General features: G+C 63.7%; 24 protein-coding genes and 2 pseudogenes. 13 read left to right on the forward strand and 13 right to left on the reverse strand.

What is annotated here, in order from left to right; genetic code table 11:
• Positions 1–3 precede the first annotated feature (3 nt).
• The 9 genes and pseudogenes from ETW23_RS15270 to ETW23_RS15310 all read left to right on the forward strand — a co-directional run bounded on the left by ETW23_RS15270 (position 4) and on the right by ETW23_RS15310 (position 9,119).
• Positions 4–1,308: an ABC transporter substrate-binding protein gene (locus ETW23_RS15270; protein WP_134830498.1), complete on the forward strand. Its 1,305-nt coding sequence runs from the start codon at positions 4–6 to the stop codon at positions 1,306–1,308.
• 169 nt (positions 1,309–1,477) lie between these two features.
• Complete coding sequence (locus ETW23_RS15275) at positions 1,478–2,281, forward strand: branched-chain amino acid ABC transporter permease (RefSeq protein WP_205879909.1); 804 nt, start codon at positions 1,478–1,480, stop codon at positions 2,279–2,281.
• Complete coding sequence (locus tag ETW23_RS15280; protein WP_134830499.1) at positions 2,281–3,240, forward strand: branched-chain amino acid ABC transporter permease; 960 nt, start codon at positions 2,281–2,283, stop codon at positions 3,238–3,240. Before ETW23_RS15275 ends, ETW23_RS15280 begins: the two co-directional genes overlap by 1 nt.
• Complete coding sequence (locus tag ETW23_RS15285) at positions 3,233–4,021, forward strand: ABC transporter ATP-binding protein (RefSeq protein WP_134830500.1); 789 nt, start codon at positions 3,233–3,235, stop codon at positions 4,019–4,021. Before ETW23_RS15280 ends, ETW23_RS15285 begins: the two co-directional genes overlap by 8 nt.
• Positions 4,014–4,658 (forward strand): ABC transporter ATP-binding protein, encoded by a 645-nt coding sequence (locus tag ETW23_RS15290; RefSeq protein ID WP_134830501.1) that lies wholly within the window; start codon positions 4,014–4,016, stop codon positions 4,656–4,658. The genes ETW23_RS15285 and ETW23_RS15290 overlap by 8 nt, the downstream gene beginning before the upstream one ends.
• A gap of 38 nt (positions 4,659–4,696) precedes the next feature.
• Positions 4,697–5,686, forward strand: a complete 990-nt coding sequence (locus ETW23_RS15295) for an enoyl-CoA hydratase/isomerase family protein (RefSeq protein WP_134830502.1) — start codon at positions 4,697–4,699, stop codon at positions 5,684–5,686.
• A gap of 189 nt (positions 5,687–5,875) precedes the next feature.
• Positions 5,876–6,333, forward strand: a pseudogene (locus ETW23_RS15300) ((2Fe-2S)-binding protein).
• A 3-nt stretch (positions 6,334–6,336) separates the two neighbouring features.
• Positions 6,337–8,481, forward strand: coding sequence for a xanthine dehydrogenase family protein molybdopterin-binding subunit (locus tag ETW23_RS15305; RefSeq protein WP_134830503.1), 2,145 nt, complete (start codon positions 6,337–6,339; stop codon positions 8,479–8,481).
• A 14-nt stretch (positions 8,482–8,495) separates the two neighbouring features.
• Positions 8,496–9,119, forward strand: coding sequence for an Isoquinoline 1-oxidoreductase subunit (locus tag ETW23_RS15310; RefSeq protein WP_247676871.1), 624 nt, complete (start codon positions 8,496–8,498; stop codon positions 9,117–9,119).
• A gap of 89 nt (positions 9,120–9,208) precedes the next feature.
• Here the strand turns inward: ETW23_RS15310 and ETW23_RS15315 are convergent, their stop codons facing one another.
• The gene (locus ETW23_RS15315; protein WP_134830504.1) at positions 9,209–10,012 is read right to left on the reverse strand and encodes an MBL fold metallo-hydrolase; all 804 of its coding nucleotides are present in this window, start codon (positions 10,010–10,012) and stop codon (positions 9,209–9,211) included.
• A gap of 99 nt (positions 10,013–10,111) precedes the next feature.
• Here ETW23_RS15315 and ETW23_RS25485 point away from each other — a divergent pair, with 99 nt between their 5' ends.
• Positions 10,112–10,492, forward strand: a complete 381-nt coding sequence (locus ETW23_RS25485; RefSeq protein ID WP_217621244.1) for a hypothetical protein — start codon at positions 10,112–10,114, stop codon at positions 10,490–10,492.
• A 35-nt stretch (positions 10,493–10,527) separates the two neighbouring features.
• Positions 10,528–11,028 carry a helix-turn-helix domain-containing protein gene (locus ETW23_RS25490; RefSeq protein WP_217621245.1) on the forward strand — a complete coding sequence of 167 codons (501 nt, stop codon included), beginning with the start codon at positions 10,528–10,530 and terminating at the stop codon, positions 11,026–11,028.
• On the opposite strand, the gene ETW23_RS15325 is transcribed toward ETW23_RS25490, so the two are convergent.
• From ETW23_RS15325 to ETW23_RS15375, 12 genes and pseudogenes are all read right to left on the reverse strand, one after another.
• The gene (locus tag ETW23_RS15325; protein WP_134830505.1) at positions 10,997–11,266 is read right to left on the reverse strand and encodes an HAD hydrolase-like protein; all 270 of its coding nucleotides are present in this window, start codon (positions 11,264–11,266) and stop codon (positions 10,997–10,999) included. The genes ETW23_RS25490 and ETW23_RS15325 overlap by 32 nt on opposite strands.
• On the reverse strand, positions 11,179–11,718 hold the full coding sequence (locus ETW23_RS15330) for a hypothetical protein (protein ID WP_134830506.1): 540 nt from the start codon (positions 11,716–11,718) through the stop codon (positions 11,179–11,181). Before ETW23_RS15330 ends, ETW23_RS15325 begins: the two co-directional genes overlap by 88 nt.
• 70 nt (positions 11,719–11,788) lie before the next feature.
• Positions 11,789–12,445 carry a DsbA family protein gene (locus ETW23_RS15335; protein WP_134830507.1) on the reverse strand — a complete coding sequence of 219 codons (657 nt, stop codon included), beginning with the start codon at positions 12,443–12,445 and terminating at the stop codon, positions 11,789–11,791.
• Positions 12,446–12,449: 4 nt separating this feature from the next.
• A complete protein-coding gene (locus ETW23_RS15340) occupies positions 12,450–13,160 on the reverse strand; it encodes a glutathione S-transferase family protein (RefSeq protein WP_134830508.1) in 711 nt (236 codons plus the stop codon).
• A gap of 10 nt (positions 13,161–13,170) precedes the next feature.
• The gene (locus ETW23_RS15345; RefSeq protein ID WP_134830509.1) at positions 13,171–15,087 is read right to left on the reverse strand and encodes a monovalent cation:proton antiporter-2 (CPA2) family protein; all 1,917 of its coding nucleotides are present in this window, start codon (positions 15,085–15,087) and stop codon (positions 13,171–13,173) included.
• A pseudogene (locus ETW23_RS26105) lies at positions 15,087–15,700 on the reverse strand (NAD(P)H-dependent oxidoreductase). The gene ETW23_RS15345 and the pseudogene ETW23_RS26105 overlap by 1 nt, the downstream one beginning before the upstream one ends.
• Positions 15,697–16,383: a glutathione S-transferase family protein gene (locus tag ETW23_RS15355; protein WP_134830510.1), complete on the reverse strand. Its 687-nt coding sequence runs from the start codon at positions 16,381–16,383 to the stop codon at positions 15,697–15,699. Before ETW23_RS15355 ends, ETW23_RS26105 begins: the two are co-directional and overlap by 4 nt.
• A gap of 79 nt (positions 16,384–16,462) precedes the next feature.
• Positions 16,463–16,753: a glutathione binding-like protein gene (locus ETW23_RS26110; RefSeq protein ID WP_254695047.1), complete on the reverse strand. Its 291-nt coding sequence runs from the start codon at positions 16,751–16,753 to the stop codon at positions 16,463–16,465.
• Positions 16,753–17,178, reverse strand: a complete 426-nt coding sequence (locus ETW23_RS26115) for a glutathione S-transferase family protein (protein ID WP_254695048.1) — start codon at positions 17,176–17,178, stop codon at positions 16,753–16,755. Before ETW23_RS26115 ends, ETW23_RS26110 begins: the two co-directional genes overlap by 1 nt.
• A gap of 58 nt (positions 17,179–17,236) precedes the next feature.
• Positions 17,237–18,040, reverse strand: coding sequence for an SDR family oxidoreductase (locus tag ETW23_RS15365; RefSeq protein ID WP_134830511.1), 804 nt, complete (start codon positions 18,038–18,040; stop codon positions 17,237–17,239).
• Positions 18,041–18,055: 15 nt separating this feature from the next.
• Positions 18,056–18,409 carry a cupin domain-containing protein gene (locus ETW23_RS15370; protein ID WP_167738130.1) on the reverse strand — a complete coding sequence of 118 codons (354 nt, stop codon included), beginning with the start codon at positions 18,407–18,409 and terminating at the stop codon, positions 18,056–18,058.
• 40 nt (positions 18,410–18,449) lie between these two features.
• Positions 18,450–19,061 carry an NAD(P)H-dependent oxidoreductase gene (locus tag ETW23_RS15375; RefSeq protein WP_134830513.1) on the reverse strand — a complete coding sequence of 204 codons (612 nt, stop codon included), beginning with the start codon at positions 19,059–19,061 and terminating at the stop codon, positions 18,450–18,452.
• 302 nt (positions 19,062–19,363) lie between these two features.
• Here ETW23_RS15375 and ETW23_RS15380 point away from each other — a divergent pair, with 302 nt between their 5' ends.
• Together ETW23_RS15380 and ETW23_RS15385 are read left to right on the forward strand one after the other, a co-directional pair.
• On the forward strand, positions 19,364–19,741 hold the full coding sequence (locus tag ETW23_RS15380; protein ID WP_247676872.1) for a helix-turn-helix domain-containing protein: 378 nt from the start codon (positions 19,364–19,366) through the stop codon (positions 19,739–19,741).
• A gap of 1 nt (position 19,742) precedes the next feature.
• Positions 19,743–20,609 (forward strand): hypothetical protein, encoded by an 867-nt coding sequence (locus ETW23_RS15385; protein WP_134830514.1) that lies wholly within the window; start codon positions 19,743–19,745, stop codon positions 20,607–20,609.
• The last annotated feature ends 82 nt before the right edge of the window (positions 20,610–20,691 follow it).

Genomic DNA, 20,691 nt, shown 5'->3' on the forward strand with positions numbered 1-20,691 from the left:
ACCATGAAACCCAACCTGTTGAAACTTGCCTGCGTCTTCGGCCTAGCGGCCAGCACCGCGCTCAATGCGCTACCCGCAGCCGCCAAGGAGGAATTCAAGGTCGGCATCGTCACCTTTCTGTCCGGCCCCGCCGCCGGGCCGTTCGGTGTACCGGGCCACCAGGGCGCCGAACTGGTCATCGAAGCAATCAACGCAGGCGAGCTGCCCGCCCCCTATAATACCCCCGGTTTTGCCGGGGCGCGGCTTGCCCCGATTTTCGTGGACGAGGCCGGCGGCAATACCAAGCAAGTCGCTGAATACCGCAACCTTGTCCAGAAACAGGGCGTGGACGCAGTGATCGGCTATATCTCGTCGGGGTCCTGCCTGTCGGTGGCGCCGGTCGCCGAAGAGCTGAAGACGCTGACCATCATCCCGGTCTGCGGTTCGCCACGTCTGTTCGAGGAGGGCGGCAAGGAATACGTCTTCCGCACCACCGGCCACGCGGTTGGCGATGGCGTTGCTGCCGCGCTCTATGTTCGCGACAAGTTCGGCGATGCGCCTGCCTATACCGGCATAAACCAGAATTACGCCTGGGGCCAGGACAGCTACAAGTTCTTTGACTTGGCGATGGAGACCATCAACCCGGACACCAAGGCCTCCGACAACCCGCAGTTCCCGAAACTGTTCGCGGGCCAGTTCGGCACCGAGATTTCCACCCTGTCGCTCGACAAGGCGCCGCTGGTGCATTCCAGCTTCTGGGACGGCGACATGGAGGCCTTTGTTCTGCAGGCCAACGTGCGCGGCTTCTTCCGGCAGAAAACCTTCATCTCGACGCTCGGCGCCTCGGCAGTGGATCGCCTGGGCAAGGGCTTTCCCGAAGGCGTAGTGATGGGCACCCGCGGCGAATACGGCCTCCTGGTGCGCGACATGGACACGCCGCTGAACCGCTGGTTCGTCGACCACTACAAGGAAAAATACGGCGAATACCCGCTGGGGCCGTCCTATCAGTACGCCCAGTCCATCCTGGCGCTGAAGATCGCGATGGACAAAGCCGCGGAGGCAGTCGGCGGTTTCCCGGGGCAAGCGCAGGTCATCGACGCCTTGACAGGACTTGAATGGGACAGCTTCGGCGGCCGCATTTCGATGACGCTCGGTGGCGGCCACCAAGCAGTGCATCCGGTGGGCTATGGCATCACCGGCTGGAACAAGGACAGCGGCGAACCGGTTGCCACCGACGTCGTGTTCTACCCCGCTAATTGCATCATGCCGCCCGAAGGCCAGTCAGGCATCGAATGGCTTGAGGCCGGCATGCCCGGCGCCAGCTGCTGACCCCGGCTCTCCCCGGTGGCGGGCGGGGCGGCCCTGCCCTGTCCGCTGCTGGAGAAGAAGGGAGGAGGAAAATACTCATGCAACTACTGTTTACCATACTGCTGGACGGGCTGGTCTATGCTTCATACCTGTTCATCGTTGCGGCGGGTCTCACCATCATCTTCGGGTGATGAAGATCCTGAACGTGGCCCACGGCGGTTTTTACGCCTGGGGTGCCTACACCGCCGCCTATTTCATCGGCTCCGCATCCGAGATGGGCTTTCCCGATTGGTTCGGTTTCCTGATCATCGCCGGATCGGCGCTGGCCGTCGGCATCGTGCTGGGCCTTTTGATCGAGCGGATCGTGCTGCGCAGACTGTACGATCACGAGGAAATCCTGATCGTGCTGGCCACTTTCGGGGTGTTCCTGATCCTCGAGGATCTGATCCTGCTGATCTTCGGCGTGAACCCCTATTTCGCCTATCAGCCGATGGTGGCCCTCGGCAGCGTCGAGATGGGCGGCATCTTCCGCGACGTCTACTCGCTGACCCTGTTTGGCGTCGCGCTGCTCGTCGCTGCAGGCAGCTGGTGGATGCTGACCCGCACCCGCTGGGGCAAGCTGATCACCGCCGTCATCCATGACCGCGAGATGGCGCTGATCGTCGGCATCAACGTGCGCCGCCTGTTCGTCGTCACATTCTGCGCCGGCGCCGTTCTGGGTGCGCTTGGCGGCGCCTATATCGCACCCACCGTGTCGGTGGCGCCCGGCTTTGCGGTCGATGTCATCGTGCTCAGCTTTGCCGTTGTTGTGATCGGCGGCATGGGCTCAATCCCCGGCGCGCTGATCGGCGCGCTGCTGGTCGGCCTGCTGCGCGCGCTGGCGGTCCACAAGCTGCCGGAGCTTGAACTGTTCGTGATCTTCCTGGTGATGTCCGCAGTTCTGATCGTGCGCCCCGAGGGGCTGTTCGCACCCGCCAAGGCGAGGAAAATCTGATGCATCAAGCAATTCTATCCGACAAGACCGTGCGTCTTACGGCCTTTGCTCTTCTGGCGCTGGCTGCGGCCGGGCTGATGCTGCCGGCCTGGGTCGTCAACAACATGATGTTCGGCCTGGCCCGCGGCGCTGCTGTGCTGGGGCTTCTGGTGCTGTGGCGCACCGGGCTGATGTCCTTCGGCCACGGCCTCTACTTCGGGCTTGGTGCCTATGCGGTGGCGCTGTCCGAGCAATGGCTGGGCCTCAGCGATTTTGCCCTGCGCATCATCATCGCCATGCTGGCCGCGGTCATCGCGGGCTTTGCGCTCGGCTTCATCCTGCGCCGCTACCGCGACATCTTCTTTGCGATGCTGTCGCTGGCGTTTTCGATGGTTCTCTACGGCATCCTGGTCAAGACCGAGGCGCTGGGATCCACCGATGGTTTCTCGGTGTCGCAGACCACCTTCCTGGGCTGGGCGCCCGAAGGCAAGCAGGTGCTGTTCACGGCCATCATCGCCGTCTGCCTGACGCTGGCGGTGCTGGTGCAGATGTATCTGCGGTCGACCCTCGGACGGCTGACCACCGCGATCCGCGACAATGAGATCCGGGTGGAATACCTGGGCTATTCGGTGGCACAGGCCATTCACATCAAATACGTGATCTCGGCCGCCCTCGCCGGCGCCGCGGGCGGCATGATGGCGATGGCGCTGGGACAGGTCGATCCCGACAGCATGGTCTACTGGACCGTCTCGGGCGAGCTGGTCTTCATCACCATCATGGCCGGACCGGGCAGCGTGCTGGCCCCCTTCATCGGCGCCATCATCTTTGAGTTCCTGCGCACCTACGCATTCGAAATCGCCCCTCACGCCTGGCAGCTGATCGTCGGCGGCACGCTGCTGCTGATCATCTTCTTCCTGCCCGGCGGTATCTGGTCGCTGCTGGAACGCATCCCCCTTATCCGGAGGCTCCGTCATGACTGATACGCCCATCCTGTCCGTCACGGACCTGCAGAAATCCTTTGGCGCCGTGACCGCAGCCAAGGATATCAACGTCGACATCCCCGCAGGCCAGGTGGTCGGCGTGATTGGTGCCAACGGTGCGGGCAAGACCACTTTCGTCAACATGGTCACCGGCTACCTGAAACCCTCGGGCGGCACCATTCGGTTCCGCGGCAAAGACATCACCGGCATCGCGCCGCGGCTGGCAGTGCATCAGGGCCTCACCCGCTCGTTCCAGGTCAGCCAGGTGTTCATGACCCTCAGCGTGCGGCAGAACCTGCTGTCGGCGCTGGCGCTGGCCCGGCGCAAGGGCGGCGCGCTGCTGCGTCCCATCGCCGGCCCGGACCTGCTGGCGGAATGCGACGCCATAATGGCCCGCTACGGTCTGGCGGATGTGGCCGATCACGAGGCCAGCGCGCTTTCACAGGGCTCGCGCAAACTGCTCGACATCGCCATGGCGGTGGTCAGCGGCCCCAAGATGCTGCTGCTGGACGAACCCACCTCCGGCGTCGCCGCCGAGGAGAAGTTCGCCATCATGGACACGGTGATGTCGGCGCTCAAGGCCTCCGGGACCACCGTCCTGTTCATCGAGCACGACATGGAGATCGTCGAACGCTACGTCGACCGGGTGCTGGCCTTCTTCTCGGGCGAGGTGATCTGCGACGCCCCGCCCGCCCGGGCGCTGATCGATCCCAAGGTGCGGGAACTGGTGATCGGCGACACCCACGCCCCAACCCAAAAGGCGGAGACAGCCTATGCTTGAGATCAGTAACCTGAACGTTTCCATCGGCCCGGTGCCGATCCTGCGCGACAGCGCGCTGACGGTGAAGACCGGCGAGATGATCGGCCTGATCGGCCCCAACGGCGCGGGTAAGACCACGATGATGCGCGCGATCATGGGGCTCTTGGCGGCACAGTCCGGCACGATGAGCTTTGACCATTACCAGCTGCCCGCCACCCCGCCGCAAGACCGCGCCCGCATCGGCATCGGCTACATGCCCGAGGACCGCAAGCTGGTACCGCAGCTTTCGGCCGAGGAAAACATCATGATGCCGGTCTGGGCGGTAGACATCCCCGACTATCAGGACCGGCTGAAATGGATTTATGACCTGATGCCCGAGGTGCGCGAGTTCCGCGGCCGCAGCGCCACCTCGCTGTCCGGCGGCCAGCAGAAACTGGCAGCGCTGGCCCGCGCCCTGATGATGGGCGGGCGGCTGATCCTGCTGGATGAGCCCTCCGAGGGCATCGCCCCGGTGCTGGCGCGGCGGATCTCGGAAATCCTGCGGGACCTGAAGTCCGAAGGCATGTCGATCCTGATCGCGGAATCCAACGATCACCACTGCGCCGACCTGCTGGACCGCAGCTACCGCATCGAACGCGGGGCCACGCATCCCGCGTGACCCCTTCCCGCAACTGGTTCAAGCCAAAGGAGACCGGAATGCTGGAACCCGAAGTTAAAGAAACCAAAGCTGGCGCCGCCGCGCGGATCACCCTGAACCGCCCCAAGGCGCTGAACGCCCTGACCCGTGAAATGGTGCAGCGCATGTCGCGCATCCTGTCGGAATGGGAAGCCGACCCAGGGGTAAAGCTGGTCGTCGCCGATGCCGCCGGGGACAGGGCCTTCTGCGCCGGTGGCGACGTGGCCCGGCTTTATGCCGAGGGCACTGCGGGCAATAACGCCTATTGCACCGATTTCTGGGCAGAAAACTATGCTCTGAACGCCCAGATTGCCGGCCTCAGCACCCCCTATGTGGCGCTGATGGACGGGATTGTGATGGGTGGCGGCGTCGGCATCTCGGCCCATGGCGCGCACCGTGTCGTCACCGAACGCACCTTACTGGCGATGCCCGAATGCGGCATCGGCCTGGTGCCCGATGTGGGCGCCAGCCACCTGCTGGCCCCTGCTCCCGAAGGGCTGGCGCGGCTGATTGCGCTGACCGGGCTTCGGCTTGGTCCCGCCGACTGCATCGCGCTGGGACTCGCAGACAGTTTTGTGCCCTCCGACCGGCTGCCAGCGCTGACCAGCGCGTTGATGGAAGCGGCGGACGCAAGCCCGATCGCGGCTTTCAGCGAACCGCCCGGTCCCGGAACCCTGCCCGATCCTAAAGCCGTGGCGGAGACGTTTGCAGGACAGCTGCCCGAAGCAATCGCTGAGCGGCTGGAGCAGAATCGCCAGGATTGGGCGCAAAAAGCAGCCGCTGCATTGCGCCGAGCCTCGCCGATTTCCCTCCAGCTCACACTGAAACTGCTGGATGCAGCGCGGCAAGATTCCAGCTTGCTCCGCTGTCTGGCCCGCGATCTGAACGCCGCGTCATACTGTCTGGCCGAAGGCGACTTTCTTGAAGGCGTGCGGGCCGCGATCATCGAGAAGGACCGCAAACCCAACTGGAAACCAATCAATTTCGCGTCTCCGGAAGTCAGCCTCTAGGCCCTGGCCCTGCTTCGCGGGCTTTGTGTGGCCACAAGGTTACTAAAAGTATACCGGTTGCGATTCGAAACCTGCGGTGAAACGGTAAGCGCGAACCGCCCCAACCTCGGCCCTGCCACTCTCGGCAGGGCAGCGCCAAAAGGCGTTGAAGCCAATCTCCAGGACCAGCCAAAGGAGGACACCCCAAAAATGACTGACCTCACCATCAACGGAAAGGACGTCACACTCGACGTCCCCGGCGACACGCCGCTGCTTTGGGCGCTGCGCGACGATCTGCGCCTGACCGGCACCAAATTCGGTTGCGGTATTGCCCAATGCGGCGCCTGCACAGTCATGGTCGACGGTATGCCGGTGCGCTCCTGCGTGACCCCGGTGGAGGCGCTCGATGGCTCCGACGTTGTCACCATCGAGGCGCTCGAAGGCCCGAGGCCGACGCGGTGCGCAAGGCCTGGGTCGACATCGACGTGCCCCAGTGCGGGTACTGCCAGTCCGGCCAGATCATCGCCGCCGCCGCCCTGCTGACCGAAATCCCCAATCCGACGGATGAAGATATCGACTACGCGATGGCCGGCAACGCCTGCCGCTGCGCCACCTACGTGCGCATCCGCAAGGCGATCCACAACGCAGCCAAGATGCTGGAGGCCTGATCCATGACCAAGTTCTCCCCGACCCGGCGCGGCTTCCTGGCCGGCAGCGCAGCCCTTATCATCGGCGCGCATCTTCCTGTTGGCGGCAAGATGGCGGCGAAGGCAGCCTCCGGCCCGATCAGCCTCAACGCCTTCGTCCGCATCGCCGAGGACAACACAGTCACGGTAATCGTCAAGCACATCGAATTCGGCCAAGGGCCCTTTACCGGCTTCGCCACCCTCGTCGCGGAAGAGCTGGACGCCGACTGGTCGCAGATGCGCGCCGAACACGCGCCTGCGGACACCGCCACCTATCAGAACTTCGCCTTTGGCATCCAGGGCACCGGCGCCTCCACCGCGGTGCGCAATGCCTTTACCCAGATGCGCCAGGCCGGCGCAGCGGCCCGCTCCATGCTGGTGCAGGCCGCCGCCCGCGAATGGGGTTTGCCCGAGGATGAGATCACCGTCGCCAAGGGCGTCGTCAGCCACGCGGCCAGTGGCAATTCGGCGCAATTCGGCGAGCTCGTTGCCGCCGCTCATGACAGCACCCCGCCCGAAGAGCCCAAGCTCAAGGACCCGGCAGATTTCGTGCTGATCGGCAAGGACGTTCCGCGCCTCGATTCTGCGGACAAGACCACCGGCGCAGCACAGTTCACGCTCGACGTCTACCGGGAGGGGATGCTGACCGTTGCCGTCGCCCACTCTCCCTGGATTGGCGGCAAGGCAAAATCGGTCAATTCCGCCGCCGCGCTGGCCATCGATGGCGTCGAGAAGGTCGAGACGATCCCCACCGGCGTCGCAGTCTATGCCAAGAACACGTACAGCGCTTTCAAGGGCCGCGATGCGCTGGAAATCGACTGGGAACTGAGCGAAGCGGAAACCCGCTCTGCCGAGGAACAGATGGAAGAGGTCGCCGCCGCCGCTGCGACGGGTGAAGGCGTGGTTGCCGAAACCTATGGCGATCTGGACGCGGCCTTTGCCGGTGCCGCTGAGGTGATCGAGGCCGAATACCGCCTGCCCTACCTGGCCCATGCCCCGCTGGAGGTGATGGACGGGGTGATCGAGAATCGCGGCGACGCCGCTGAGATCTGGATGGGCAGCCAGATGCAGACCGTCGACCAGCAGGTGACCGCCAATATCCTCGGCATCGCGCCCGAGCAGGTGGCGATCAACACCCTGATGGCCGGCGGCAGCTTTGGCCGCCGCGCCCAGTATGACTCGCAGTTCGCCCAGGAGCTGGCCCAAGTGGCCAAGGCTGGCGGCCAGGGCACCTTCAAGCTGGTCTGGAGCCGCAAGGACGACATCCAGGGCGCCTATTACCGCCCGCAGGCCGTCCACCGCCAGCGCGCTGCGCTGGATGAGAGCGGCCGCATCATCGGCTGGCAGAACACCTTTGCCACCGAAAGCATCATGGGCGGCTCCGCCTTCGAAGTGGTGATCCAGAACGGCGTCGACCCCTTCTCGGTTGAGGGCTCAATCCACAAACCCTACGACTTTGGCGCTTTTGAGGCCCGCTGGGTGCGCACCGACAGCAAGGTGCCGCACCTGTGGTGGCGCTCAGTCGGCCACTCGCACACCGCATTCGCCAACGAGGTGTTCCTGGACGAGGTGCTGCAGGCCAAGGGCAAAGACCCGGTCGCGGGCCGTCTGGAGCTGCTGGGCGACAAGTCCCCGCGCGACCGCAAGGTGCTGGAGCGCGTGGCGGAAATGGCCAACTGGCAGGGCGTGAACGGTTCTGACGGCAAGGCCTACGGTGTGGCGCTGCATCCCAGCTATGACGCCCATTTCGCCTATATCGCCGAGGTCTCGGAGGTGGCCGGTGAACCCCGCGTGAGCAAGGTCTGGGTGGCCGCAGACGTCGGCATCGCCATCAACCCCGATGTGGTTAAGGCGCAGATCGAAGGCGGGCTCGGCTATGGGCTCAGCGCCGCGCTGTTCAACGAGATCACCTTTACCGAAGACGGCCAGGTCGCGCAGGAGAACTTCGACAGTTACCGCCTGCTGCGGATCCACGAGATGCCCGAGGTCGAGATCGATCTTGCCGTCAGCAGTGAAAAACCCGGCGGCATCGGAGAAGCGGGCACCCCGCCGATTGCGCCGGCCGTCAGCAACGCCTGGCGTGTCCTAAAAGGCCAGCCAGTGCGCCGCCTGCCGCTGGTGCGCGCGTAAAAGGAGACCGGACAATGAACTTCATCAAACGCGCTGCGGCCCTGACCGTTGCGGCCCTGCTCGCGCAATTCACCGCCGACGGCACAGCCGCCGCCCAGGAGGTGAATGGCCTGAAAACTGCCGAGGCTTTCGAAGGCATTGCCCCCGAAGAGGCGCGCTCTGCCGCGATCTTCGGCGAAATGGCCAAGGTCATCACTCACCCGCGCTGCATGAACTGCCACCCGGTCAACAGCGGACCGCTGCAGGGCGACGAGCGCAAACCGCACTCGCCGCCCGTGCCGCGTACCGAGGACAACTTCGGCGTTGTCGCGATGCGCTGCACCACCTGCCACGGCGAAGAAAACCGCCCGTTTCTGGGGGAAAGCGGCTCGGTGCCCGGCAACGGGCACTGGCAGCTGGCACCCGCCAGCATGGGTTGGGTCGGCATGACCGTGCCGGAGATCTGCGCCCAGTTGAAGGATCCAGAGCGCAATGGAGGCCGCACCATGGCCGAGGTGGCGCACCACATGGGCCATGACTCCCTGGTCGGCTGGGCCTGGACCCCCGGCGAAGGCCGCACCCCGGCCCCGGGCACCTGGGAGGCTTTTGCCGAACTCGCGGAAAACTGGATCGAAACCGGCGCCGCCTGCCCCGGCTGAGCCGGCAGCTTGCGCGAAAGATAAAACCGGCGGCCCCTCGCGGCCGCCGGTTTCCCGTTCAGACCATTGTCAAATCCGGATAGACCCGCTCAGAGCGGCACGAACCGCCAGACATCGCCCTCCGTCTCGACCCGGCCCAGACCCGGGAACGGCAGGTGGGTGGCGGCGATCGGTGTGCCCGACTGCGCCGCATCAGCCAGCAGCGCGCGGCGGGTGGCGGCGGCGGCATCAGCGTCGCTGTCCAGCGCATAGCCTGCGTCAGGCTCGGAAAAATGCACCTGTCCCGAGATCACCGCGTCACCGACAATCAGCAGTTCCTCGCCGCCAGACCTAAGGCGCAGCCCTGTGTGGCCTGGGGTGTGGCCCGGCAGCGGCACCAGCGTCAGCCCCTCGCCAAGGTCAGCGGCCCCCTCATGGGTCACCACACGGTCCGCGAAAGATGCGGCCACTGCCTGCACCATTTCGATCATCGGGCGCTGTTCCTCCGGCACTGCATCGGCCAGCCCGACCTGCGTCCAGAACTTCCATTCCGGCTTCGACACATGCACCCGGACCCCGGAAAATCCGCCGCCCAGCAGCCCGCCCAGGTGGTCGGCGTGCATATGAGTCAGCACGATGTCGGTGATCGCTTCGCCCGAGACGACTTCCAGCGCCAGGCCTGTCGCGGGGAACATCTGCCGCAGAGCTTGGCCGGAACCAGTATCGACCAGGACCCGACGGCTGGCTGTATCAATCTGCCACAGGTTGGCGCCGATGGTCATCGGTGCGCTCAGCCGTTGGGACAGATCGCCGGACAGGCCGGAAAAATACTCCAGCGGCAGATCAAAATGGCCGTCGTCGAACACCGTAAGGCTGATCTGGCCGACGGACAGGGTATGAGGGGCATTGGGCATGGGCGCTCTCCTTTTCGCGTGTGGTGATCCGGATATGGCGCAAAGCTGAGGTGGCAGGTATTGTCGCCGGTGACAAACTATTTGCCAGTTACGCCAATCATGCCACTTCAACAGCCCACAGTGATCCTGAACTATCCCGGTTCCATGCCCTCTGCTGTGCTGGGGCTGAATGACATTCTGAGCCACGCCGGACTGGCCCCGCTAACGGTCGCACAGCCGGACCTGGCACCCGCCCATACCCGCACCGTGATCCTGCCGCCTTCCGCGCGTGAGGTGCATCCCTCGGATGCGCCCTGGGTCACCGGCTGGCTAGCGGAGCAATCCGCCCAGGGTGCGCTCATCTGCTCTGCCTGCACCGGGCTGCACTGGATTGCCGCCGCAGGGATCGACCGGGGCCGTCCAGTAACCACCCATTGGGGGCTAGAGACGCGCATACGGCTGGAATACCCGCGCTTCAGCTCGATACTGCCCGGCTGGTGATCGAGCACACGGATTTGGTGACTGCTGGTGGGCTTATGGCCTGGATCGACCTGGCGCTGGTGGTGATTGAGCGGCTAGCGGGCCGCGCCGCAATGCTGGACACCGCCCGGCATTTCATCATCGCCCCCGGCCGCCGCGACCAGCGCCGCTACCGCCGCTTCCTGCCGCCGATGGACCACGGAGACCGGCTTGTTCTAGCCGCGCAGCAACGGATCGAGGCTCAGTTGGCTGAGCCGCTGAGTGCCGCCGATCTTGCTGCCGCTGTTGGCCTGTCGCTGCGCAGTCTGCAGCGGCGGTTCACCCGCACCACCGGTCACAGCCTGACTGCCTACCAGCAGAACTTGCGTATCGAACGCGCCCGCGACCTGCTGACCACAACTGGACGCAGCGTGGCAGAGATCGCGGCAGAGGTGGGCTATTCCGACCTGCCAGCCTTTCACCGGGTTTTCTCACGTCAGGCCGGCATGACCCCCAGCCGCTTCCGGCGCACGCATTGGAACGCGCCTAGCCCTGCAACGCCGCCGCCAGTTCGTTGAAACGGTCCACTTCCAGATCATAAGCACCGGTTTCGCCCCGTGCAGGCGTCTCCGGCGTCCGGTCTCCCCATTCCCGAGTCCGCCGCACCAGCGCGGTGCGGAACCCCACCTGCCGCGCAGCGTCCAGGTCATAGGGGTGGCAAGCCACCATCAGGCATTCCTCAGGCGCCAGCTGTAGCCGCCTTGCCGCCCGCCGGTAGGCTTCTGGCAGCAGCTTGTAGAGGCCCAGCCCTCGCATGACAGCACCGCATCCCAGACCAGCCCGTTCCGGCGCGAGCTGTCGATGATCAGCCGGTAGGACAGCAGCGAGAATGACGCCACGATGCGGTTCATGCGAAGCGCCGCCAGCCCTTCCTGCACGTCGGGCCAGGCATCGAACCTATGTGGTGCATCCCAAGCAATCGCTTGCCGATCCTGCGCGTCAAAAGTCTCCAGCCCTTCATCGATCAGCAGCGCTTCCAGACAGAACCGGTGCGCTTCGTCGAAGTTGTATGCCGGCGGGCCATCCTCACCGAGATTCAGCATCGCCTGCATCGACCGCCGCCGCAGGTCATTGGCCAGCGCCGCCCAGTCACGGCTGATCCCGTGGCGCTGTCCCGCCGCGGCGAATGCATCGCGGAACCCGCTGTGCCAGTCCAGCACGGTGCCGCCGGTATCAAATGTCAGCGCCTTGATGTCTTGAAGTCTCATGCGGTTTCTCCCTCACCAGCAATTCCGCACCAGGCCGGGCCAGCAGGCGCCGGCTACCCTTAACTGCTGTTCAGGCCGCCTGCGCGGCCTTCAACTGCTGCAGGATACTGGCATAGTTTTCTTCACCCTGCGCACCGCTCACCAGATGTTGGCGCTCAAAGATCATCGCGGGCACGCCCTGGACGCCGCGGCTGGTCCAGAATTGCTCCTTGGCGCGCACCTGTTCGGCGCGACCGCCGCTTTCCAGCATGGCGCGGGCCGCATCGCCATCCAGCCCCGCGCCAGCGGCAACCGAGGCCAGAACATCAATGCTGGAAACATCCTCGCGCCGGGTAAAGAAGGCCGCAAACAGCGCCAGCTTTACGTCATGCGCCTTGCCCTGCTCCTCCGCCCAGCCGATCAGCTGATGGGCGTGGAAGGTGTTATACATCCGCATGTCGTCGGCGTAGTTGAAGGTGAACCCCAGCGCCGCGCCCATCTCTGTCAGTCGCGCCCGCGCCTGGCGCGAACCCTCCGGCGTGGTGCCGTATTTCGCGGCCAGATGCTCGCGCAGGTTCTCACCCTCCGGCGCCATCTGCGGGTTCAGCTCGAACGGATGCCAGCGGATATCCACCCCGATGCCGGTCTCGCGCACAGCCTCGGCCAGCTGGTAATAGCCGATGGCGCACCAGGGGCATACAACGTCCGAGACGATGTCGACGCGGATCGGCTGGGTTTCTGCGGTCATGGGATCACTCCTTGTAAATGGCGGCATTGGCGGCCGCCGCAGCTTCAGTGTCGCCTTGGCCAAAGACGGCAGGTCGCGGTTTCGGCAGCTGCAACGCCGCCTGGGTGGCAGGCCGCGCGTCAATGCGAGCGAGCCAGGCGTTCAGATGGTCCAGGCCGGAGACATCAACTCCGGCCCAGAAATAGGACCGTGCCCAGGGGTAGGTGGCGATATCAGCAATCGACATCTCCTCCCCCACCAGCCATTCGCGCCCCTGCAGGCGGCTGTCCAGCACCTCCAGCAGGCGGCGGGACTCGCCCACATAGCGCTTGATTGCATAGGGGTCATCATGGCCGTTGGGCCGGGCAATGAGCTGGAAGTACATCGCCTGCCCCATCATCGGCCCGATGCCGCCCATCTGAAACATCAGCCATTGATGCGTCTGTGAGCGTTCATTGGGATCCTCGCTCAGGAACCGCCCGTATTTCTCGGCCAGGTACCACAGGATCGCGCCGCTTTCGAAGACCGCGAAACCATTGTTGCCGCGGTCTACGATGGTTGGGATGCGGCCATTTGGGTTGAGCTTCAGATATTCCGGCGCCTTCTGCTCCTTTTTGGAAAAATCCACCGCTGACAGCTCATAAGGCACATCCGCCTCATGCAGGAAGATCAGTGGCTTCCAGCCGTTCATCGTCGGCGCCGTGTACAGAAGGATATCCGGTTTACCCTCGTTCATAACCTCGGTCTCACAGGCTCGCATCTCCCTTGGGCGGCGGGGTCCAGCCGCGTTCCGAACGGTCGTGAGTGTCATGGCGGTCCGCCTTCATCAGCTCGAACAGAGTCTGCGAATGCGCCCGCATGGCATCGATATAGCTTTTCGACACCCCGCTTTCATTCCAGCTCTCCCGCAGCCCGTCCAGCGCCTCGCGGTCATGGCTGCGGAAGGTGCGGCTGGCGGCCTCTGCCCGGAACGGGTGGTAGCCGATGGCGGTCATCGCATCGCGGCCCATCGCCAGCGCGCCCTCAAAGGTCTCCCGCTGGGCCAGATGGGCACCCGCCCGCTCCAGCTCGTAGACATGATGCCGGTCATGGGCGCGGGCGTGGATGGTGACCTGCGGATAGGTCTTGGCGACATGATGCACCAGTTCGGTCTGCTTTTCCCGGTCATCCAGCGCGGCGACGAACAGCTTGGCACCTTCCAGTCCGGCGCTGTGCAGCAGGTCCGGGCGGGTGGCATCGCCGTAGTAGGCGCGGAAGCCGATCCGCGACAGGTTCTCGATGGTTTCAGGATCGTGGTCCAGCACCGTGACCTTGTGGCCGTTAGTGACCAGCATCCGGGTGATGATCTGGCCGACCCGGCCAATGCCCGCCACCACGATGCTGCCCGCCTCGTCGATCTCATCCGCCGCGCGGTCCTCTGTCCGGACCGCACGCGGTGCCAGCACCTTTTCATAAAGGATGAACAGCAGCGGCGTCAGCAGCATGGTCAGCGCCACCACCAGCGTCATCGGCTTGATCACCTCGGCACCCAGGATGTCGGCCCCGGCGGCAAAGCCGAACAGAACAAAGGCGAACTCCCCTGCCTGCGCCAGACCCAGCGAGAACAGCCAGCGGTCGGCGCCGCGCAGGCCGAAACCAGTGCCCAGCACGTACAGCACCCCCGCTTTCAGCGCCATCAGCCCCAGCGCCAGGCCAACCAGCCCAACGGGGTTGGACAGCAGCAGCTGGAAATCGATGCCCGCGCCGACCGTGATGAAGAACAGCCCCAAGAGCAGCCCCTTGAAGGGTTCAATATCGCTTTCCAGCTCATGCCGGTATTCGCTGTCCGACAACACCACGCCGGCCAGAAAAGTGCCAAGCGCAGGCGACAGGCCCACATAGTTCATCAAAAGCGCAATGCCGATCACCAGCATCAGCGCCGCGGCGGTGAAAATCTCGCGCAGCCGCGCCTCGGCGATAAAGCGGAAGACCGGCCGGATCACCGTCCGCCCCGCCACGATGATGCCCCCGATAATAAGCAGGACCGCCACCGCCTGCGCCCAGTCGGGCAGCGTGTCGAACAGCGTCGGCGCGCCATGACCATGCCCGTGCGCGTCAGCCGCAGGCGCACCAAGGCCGGAATCGCCGTGACCGTCATGGCCGCCAGCAACGGCATTCACCGCCAGCAGCGGCATCAGCGCCAGCATCGGAATCACCGCAATATCCTGAGTCAGCAGCACCGAGAAAGAGCCTTTGCCGCCCGCTGTCGGCATCAGCCCCTTTTCCCCCAGCGTCTGCAGCACGATCGCTGTCGAGGACAGCGCCAGGATCATCCCCAGCGCCAGTGATGCCTGCCAGGCAACACCAAAGACCAGCGCCGCCGCGGCAATCAGCACGGCGGTGCCCAGCACCTGCATCCCGCCCAGCCCCAACAGCTGCGCCCGCATCCGCCATAGCATCGCGGGCTGCAGTTCCAGACCGACCAGGAACAGCATCATCACCACGCCGAATTCGGCAAAATGCTGAATGTCGACGGTCTCGCCGCCGACAACGCCCAGCACCGGGCCGATCACCACCCCCGCGATCAGGTACCCCAGCACTGAACCGAGCCCCAGACGCTTGGCCAACGGCACCGCAATCACCGCGGCAACCAGGTAGACAAAACCAGCAGCAAGAAGATCCATCACACGGCCTCCAGCTTGGCGGCCCCTGCCGCCGTGAATCCATTCAGCGACAACGCCGCGCGGGCGTCCGCAATATCCAGCGTGTCGTCACGCAGCGCCTTCAGCAGTGACCGCCATTCGGCGAGGTGAGACTTGTCCCGCCCCTCTTCCACCGCGCGCCCCGCGCCGAACAGCGCGAAGGGCGCCAGGTAGCGCATCCGGCACAGGTCAGCGGTTTTCTCAAATGGCATCAGCAAGGTACGCAGATGCGCGCCATTTGCACCTTCGGGCGTGTAAGCCTCGGCCGCGGCCCGCAAGTGACCGCATTAAATGTCACCTTGCCGTCCAAGGCATGGCCCGAATAGCCATAAGCAAACCCGTGCTCCAGCACCAGGTCCTGCCATTCCTTCAGCAATGCCGGCGCAGAATACCAGTACAGAGGATGCAGAAAGACAATCGCATCATGTTCTGTGATCCGCTGCTGCTCACGATCGACGTTGATTTCAAAAGACGGATACTCGCCGTAAAGATCGACGCATGTTATGCCCTTGATCCCGCGCGCGGCCTCGAACATCGGCGCGTTTATCTCCGAACGGTCAGGCCGGGGATGCGCCAGGTAAACCAGAGTCCTCATGCTGCTCCCTCATAACGGCTGCGTGCCCAGCGGACGACCTCCAGCTGCTCCTCATCCGCGATCACGCGGGTGTATCCGGGCTGCGCATAGCAGCGATCCAGCCAGCTCCGGATAGACGGCCAGCGCGCATCGTCCAGTGCGAACCCCGCCAGCTCCGCTCCGCGCAACCAGCTCGACAAAGCGATATCCGCCACGCTGAAGGTGCCCGCGGCATAGTCCGCATCGGCCAAGAGCTCCGCCAGCGAATCCAGCAATTGCGGCGCCAGCACGGTCATCGCATGTTCGACCATGTCTTCCTTGCCGCCGGCCTTTCCGAAGTAATAGGGCACAACGATGCGCTGGCCGAACATCATGCCGCCAAAGACCTGCGCCATCTGGCTGTCAGCAAACTGCTGTATCCGCAACGCCCGCTGGCGCAGCTCCGGCTGCGGCGGGATCAGCACCGGCAGCGGCACCGTTTGTTCCGCCCAGGCGGCGATATCAGCGCTTTCGGTGACTGGCGCCAGGCCATCACCTGGCAGCAACACTGGCACGGTGCCGGCCGGGTTGACCGCCAGCACCTTCTGCCGCTCGGTATAGGGAACGGCGGGGTCCAGAGTATAACCGATCCCCTTCTGCTCCAGCACCACCCGCACTTTGCGCACAAAGGGCGAGACCGGGTAGCCAACAAGTGTAATGCTCATTTCATTGCGTCTTTCTCATCTGATTTGCCTCCGGCCCTCGGCGGCCCGGAGACCGGCCGCCAGCTAGGCTGCGGCTGGATCAGGCGTTTTTCACATCGCCGGCAAACCGCGCCGCGTTTTCCTTCAGGAAGGCATCGGCATCCGCGTTTTCGTCCCAGAACTGGGGCTGCGCCTTGGGGATGGTCAGCGCCTTCTGCACCGCCGGGCGCGCGTCGATGCGGTCGAACCAGGCCTTCAGGTGCGGCAAGTCGTCAACTTCGACCCGCGCCCACGGGTAAGCCCGCGCCCACGGGTAGATCATCATGTCGGCGATGGAGTATTCCCCGGCAATGAAATCGCGGCTTTGCAGCTGTGTGTTCAGTACTTCCATCAAGCGGCGGGATTCATCCACGTAACGCTTGATCGAGAACGGCTCCTCATGCCCGTTCGGGCAGCAATGCGCTGAAAATACATCGCTTGCCCCATCATTGGGCCGACGTGACCGACCTGAAAGAACAGCCACTGCAGCGTTTCCGACCGGGTAACCGGATCGTTTGACAGGAACTTGCCGTATTTGTTGGCCAGATGCCAAAGAATAGCGCCGGACTCAAAAATGGCCCGATCTTCGGCCCGGTCATAGATCGTGGGGATCTTTCCGTTCGGGTTCAGCTTGAGGAAATCGGGGGTTTTCTGCTCCTGCTTGGAGAAATCGATGAAAGTCAGGTCATAGGGGACACCAGCTTCTTCCAGAAAAAGAACCGGCTTGTAACCGTTCATAGTGGCGGCGGTGTAAAGGTGAATGTCCGGTTGGGTCATGATTGTCTCCTGAGGGCAAGTGTCCGGGCCCGCTCGTTGCCGCGCAGGCCCGAAGGGTTCAGATTTCCAGCGTCCAGTGTTTCTGCTGGTAATCCAGCACGTCCTTGATCGCCTCTTCCGGGAAAACAGTGCGGAATTTGTGGTGATCCGCCGCGATGACCTCGGCCATCTTGTCGATCATTGGCTGCGGATCCATCTGCAAGCCGTCGCCTGCAAACAGGTCGCGGACCTTGCGGATCGCTTCCGGCGGCGTAATGCTATTCGAAGGATCGTACCACTCGTCCATCTTGTCATACATCCGGTCATTGAACCCAGTCCGGTACGCGCCCGGATTGATGGTCGCGACCTGTACCTCCATCGGTTCAAGCTCTTCCCGCATCAGTTCTGCGATGGCCTCCAGCGCGTGTTTGGACGCGGTATAGGGGGCCAGATACGGGAAGATCAGGAACCCGGCGATCGACGAGACGAACACCACCTTGCCGCGCCCACGGCGGGCAAAAGCCTGCGCATAGGGCTGCACGAACTCGACGGTCGAGAACACGTTGGTTTCGAACACATTCCGGATGCGGTCCACGTCAACCTCGGCAATCGGGCCGGTATCGCCGATGGCGGCATTTGCCACCACGACATCCACATCGGCGCCAAAGCGGTCAAAGGCGGCCTGACGATCCTCGGCGCTGGTGATGTCCAGCTTGGCTGTTTCCAGCGTCAGACCCAGCGCGGCCGCTTCTGCCTTGAGCGTTTCGGCACCTTTTGCGCCGTGGGTCGTCGCAATCACGCGATGACCCTGTTTCGCCAGTTCGAAGGCCGCGCCCTTGCCAAGCCCGGAGCCGGTACCAGTGATCAGAATAGTCTTGGTCATCTGTCGTTCCTCGTCTCAGTTCTGCGGTTCCACGTCGTTGTCCAGACGCTCAAACAGCACGGCCTCAACCGTGGTGGTGCCGACATTGCTGACCTGATGCGTCCAAGGTCCGTTGTGCATGAAATCGCCATCGGCGACCTCTTTCACGATGGTTCCACCATCTTCCAGCTTGATCGACAGCAGGCCGCCCTTGATGAAGTAGACGATCTCCTCAGGGTGGCGGTGCGGCTCATCCGTCGCACCCGGCGGCATCATCATGCGGACCAGACGCGTAATTCCGGTGTTCACCAGCTCTTCATACATGTCGGGCGACGCTTCGTCGGCCAGCGGCGCGCGCTGGCCGACGGTGATCAGGGGAGAGTTGCTCACCTCACGAACCTCCTTTTTGGAATGAGTCCACAGCCGTGAATCAGGCCACTTCCGACACAGAGTTGGCACCGAAGACACGGGCCAGATGCGCGTCAAAACGGGCGAAATCCGAGTCCACATCGGCGTTCTTCATCACGTCAAAGGCGCCAAAGGTGGGCAGAGGCGACATGCCGAAGAACTTGGCGTTCAGGTGCATCGGGCGCAGCAGATCGTCGAGCGACGCGCCTTCGAAGAACGGCTCAGCCGGGTTGTCGAATGCCTCAACCGGCGCGTTCAGCGTGACGGACAGCATGTAGGTGGTGCCGGTCAGCGAGCCGCCCATACCGTAGTTTTCTTTCGGGGCTTCGGCGACGCGGCCATCACCATTGGTCAGGCGGCCATCCATACCTGCGGTATAGACCTCATCCATGTATTTTTTGAACGACCACGGTACACCCATCCAGTTTACCGGGAACTGCATGATGACGGTGTCGGCCCATTGGTGGCTGGCGATTTCCTGCTCGACATCATAGCCTTCGGCGACCTTGGTCACACGCACGTCGTGTCCGGCGGCTTTCAGGTACGCGGTGGCACGGTCAATCAGCGCTGCGTTCAGTTCACCCTTGGCGAAGGGATAGGGCTGGTGGCCGTTGAGGATCAGAATATTGCTCATGGTGTCTTCCTTGCGATTTCCTGCGGCGTGGCGGGATCAGCCGCCGCACAGCCCGCAATCTGGACACGACGAAACATTTCGCAACTAGTATACTTTTGGTAACCTTCACCAAAATCAGCTCGGAAGGATGGGGCGGTTTCGCAGATGACCCGACTAAGGCCATGAAATAAGACCGGAAAACTTCCGCGCCCCGCCCGCGTTGACAAATTTGGACAATTATGAAATTTACTTCCCAAGTAACGAAAAGTGACCTGATCACTTTTCCTGCCGACCCGAATCCACTCCGGAAACCCATGGAGGCAATGATGCGAGCACGCGTGGAAGAAGACGACCAAGGCCGCCGCAACGCCTACGACGCCTGTTTTGAACCCTGCGCAATCGAGCGCGGCATGCGGATCATCGGCGGCAAGTGGACCGGCTCCATCCTGTGGCACCTGAAAGACGAACCTGTCCGGTTCAACGATCTCGCCCGCATGGTCGGCGGTGCCAGCAAGAAGATGATCACCGAACGCCTGCGCCAGCTCGAAGGACAGGGTCTTGTGACCCGCCAGGTTCTGGATACCGCACCGGTGTCGGTGCAATACGCGATCACGGATCTTGGCCGCACCGCACTGGGGTTCCTGGACGAGTTGCGCAAATGGAGTGAAGGACTGCCGCAGCATATAACGGCAGAGGCCTGACGTGCTGAAGCGGCTAAAACCGTCCCCGCTGCCACCCATCCGCCCCGTGCCCGAACGCGCCGCAACCGGCGAACTGGCGGAAATCTACGAGCGCACCAAACGCGGGCTGGGCGTGCCTTGGATGGGGGTCGTGGCGATGGCCTTTGCCCGTTATCCAAGCTTCTACAAAACTTTCTGGCAAGCGCTGGAGCCGGTGGCCGCGACAGAGGCCTTCGCCGCGGCCTGTCAGGACCTGCGCAACTTCGCGGAAATGCGGGCAGGTTCGTTCTCCCCGCCGCCCCTCAAGGCACGGCTCGAAGACGCGGGCTATGACGCGGCGGAACTGGAGCAGATCATCGCCTGCAACGAGGTCTTCTCTGCCGGCAACATGCCCTATCTGCTGATGGCGTCGCTGGCCCGGACGCTGCTGGAAGGCCAGGCTTGGACCGCGCAAGGCGAGGCCGCACCCCGGTCCGCGCTGGCGGCAGCAGGCGAACACCCGGTCCTGATGGAGGCCCATCATGCCAGCCCGGACACCGCGGCGCTTTACGCCGACTTGCGCGAGACGCTTGGGTTGCCGTTTGTAAATACCGATTACCGCGCCTTTGCCCGCTGGCCGAGTTATATTGCGGCGGCTTGGGAAGATCTCAAGCCCGTGATCCGGTCCGGCGGATACGAACCCGCGGTCCAGGACATTCACGAACGGGCGGTGGAACTGGCACTTGGCCTGCCAAACGCCACCGGTCTCACGCCGGATGCTCTGGAAGCCGCTGCGGCACAGGATGCGGACCCGAATGAAGTTCTCGCCGTCGTGCGGTTGTTCCAATGGCTTCTGCCTGGTCTTGCGTTCAACGTCGCCTTCCTGCGCGCGCAGCTTGTGACCGGCTGACCACCGCCAGAAGGCATGTCTATTGCGTCGGGCTAAAATCGGTGACGGCAACAGAGGCGAGCGTCATTCAAGCGACCTTGTC

The sequence above is a fragment of the Leisingera sp. NJS201 genome (genome assembly GCF_004535885.1).
Lineage (GTDB): Bacteria > Pseudomonadota > Alphaproteobacteria > Rhodobacterales > Rhodobacteraceae > Leisingera.

Excerpts from the sequence above, each read along its gene's own strand:
- ETW23_RS15335 (WP_134830507.1), bottom strand. The coding sequence starts at position 12,445 with ATGACCGCAGAAACCCAGCCGATCCGCGTCGACATCGTCTCGGACGTT.
- ETW23_RS15315 (WP_134830504.1), bottom strand. The coding sequence starts at position 10,012 with ATGCCCAATGCCCCTCATACCCTGTCCGTCGGCCAGATCAGCCTTACG.
- ETW23_RS15380 (WP_247676872.1), top strand. The coding sequence starts at position 19,364 with ATGATGCGAGCACGCGTGGAAGAAGACGACCAAGGCCGCCGCAACGCC.
- ETW23_RS26115 (WP_254695048.1), bottom strand. The coding sequence starts at position 17,178 with ATGACCCAACCGGACATTCACCTTTACACCGCCGCCACTATGAACGGT.
- ETW23_RS15375 (WP_134830513.1), bottom strand. The coding sequence starts at position 19,061 with ATGAGCAATATTCTGATCCTCAACGGCCACCAGCCCTATCCCTTCGCC.
- ETW23_RS15290 (WP_134830501.1), top strand. The coding sequence starts at position 4,014 with ATGCTTGAGATCAGTAACCTGAACGTTTCCATCGGCCCGGTGCCGATC.
- ETW23_RS15270 (WP_134830498.1), top strand. The coding sequence starts at position 4 with ATGAAACCCAACCTGTTGAAACTTGCCTGCGTCTTCGGCCTAGCGGCC.
- ETW23_RS15310 (WP_247676871.1), top strand. The coding sequence starts at position 8,496 with ATGAACTTCATCAAACGCGCTGCGGCCCTGACCGTTGCGGCCCTGCTC.
- ETW23_RS15365 (WP_134830511.1), bottom strand. The coding sequence starts at position 18,040 with ATGACCAAGACTATTCTGATCACTGGTACCGGCTCCGGGCTTGGCAAG.
- ETW23_RS15305 (WP_134830503.1), top strand. The coding sequence starts at position 6,337 with ATGACCAAGTTCTCCCCGACCCGGCGCGGCTTCCTGGCCGGCAGCGCA.
- ETW23_RS25485 (WP_217621244.1), top strand. The coding sequence starts at position 10,112 with ATGCCACTTCAACAGCCCACAGTGATCCTGAACTATCCCGGTTCCATG.
- ETW23_RS25490 (WP_217621245.1), top strand. The coding sequence starts at position 10,528 with ATGGCCTGGATCGACCTGGCGCTGGTGGTGATTGAGCGGCTAGCGGGC.
- ETW23_RS15280 (WP_134830499.1), top strand. The coding sequence starts at position 2,281 with ATGCATCAAGCAATTCTATCCGACAAGACCGTGCGTCTTACGGCCTTT.
- ETW23_RS15275 (WP_205879909.1), top strand. The coding sequence starts at position 1,478 with ATGAAGATCCTGAACGTGGCCCACGGCGGTTTTTACGCCTGGGGTGCC.
- ETW23_RS15325 (WP_134830505.1), bottom strand. The coding sequence starts at position 11,266 with ATGCGAGGGCTGGGCCTCTACAAGCTGCTGCCAGAAGCCTACCGGCGG.
- ETW23_RS15330 (WP_134830506.1), bottom strand. The coding sequence starts at position 11,718 with ATGAGACTTCAAGACATCAAGGCGCTGACATTTGATACCGGCGGCACC.
- ETW23_RS15355 (WP_134830510.1), bottom strand. The coding sequence starts at position 16,383 with ATGAGCATTACACTTGTTGGCTACCCGGTCTCGCCCTTTGTGCGCAAA.
- ETW23_RS15340 (WP_134830508.1), bottom strand. The coding sequence starts at position 13,160 with ATGAACGAGGGTAAACCGGATATCCTTCTGTACACGGCGCCGACGATG.
- ETW23_RS15285 (WP_134830500.1), top strand. The coding sequence starts at position 3,233 with ATGACTGATACGCCCATCCTGTCCGTCACGGACCTGCAGAAATCCTTT.
- ETW23_RS26110 (WP_254695047.1), bottom strand. The coding sequence starts at position 16,753 with ATGGAAGTACTGAACACACAGCTGCAAAGCCGCGATTTCATTGCCGGG.
- ETW23_RS15295 (WP_134830502.1), top strand. The coding sequence starts at position 4,697 with ATGCTGGAACCCGAAGTTAAAGAAACCAAAGCTGGCGCCGCCGCGCGG.
- ETW23_RS15345 (WP_134830509.1), bottom strand. The coding sequence starts at position 15,087 with ATGGATCTTCTTGCTGCTGGTTTTGTCTACCTGGTTGCCGCGGTGATT.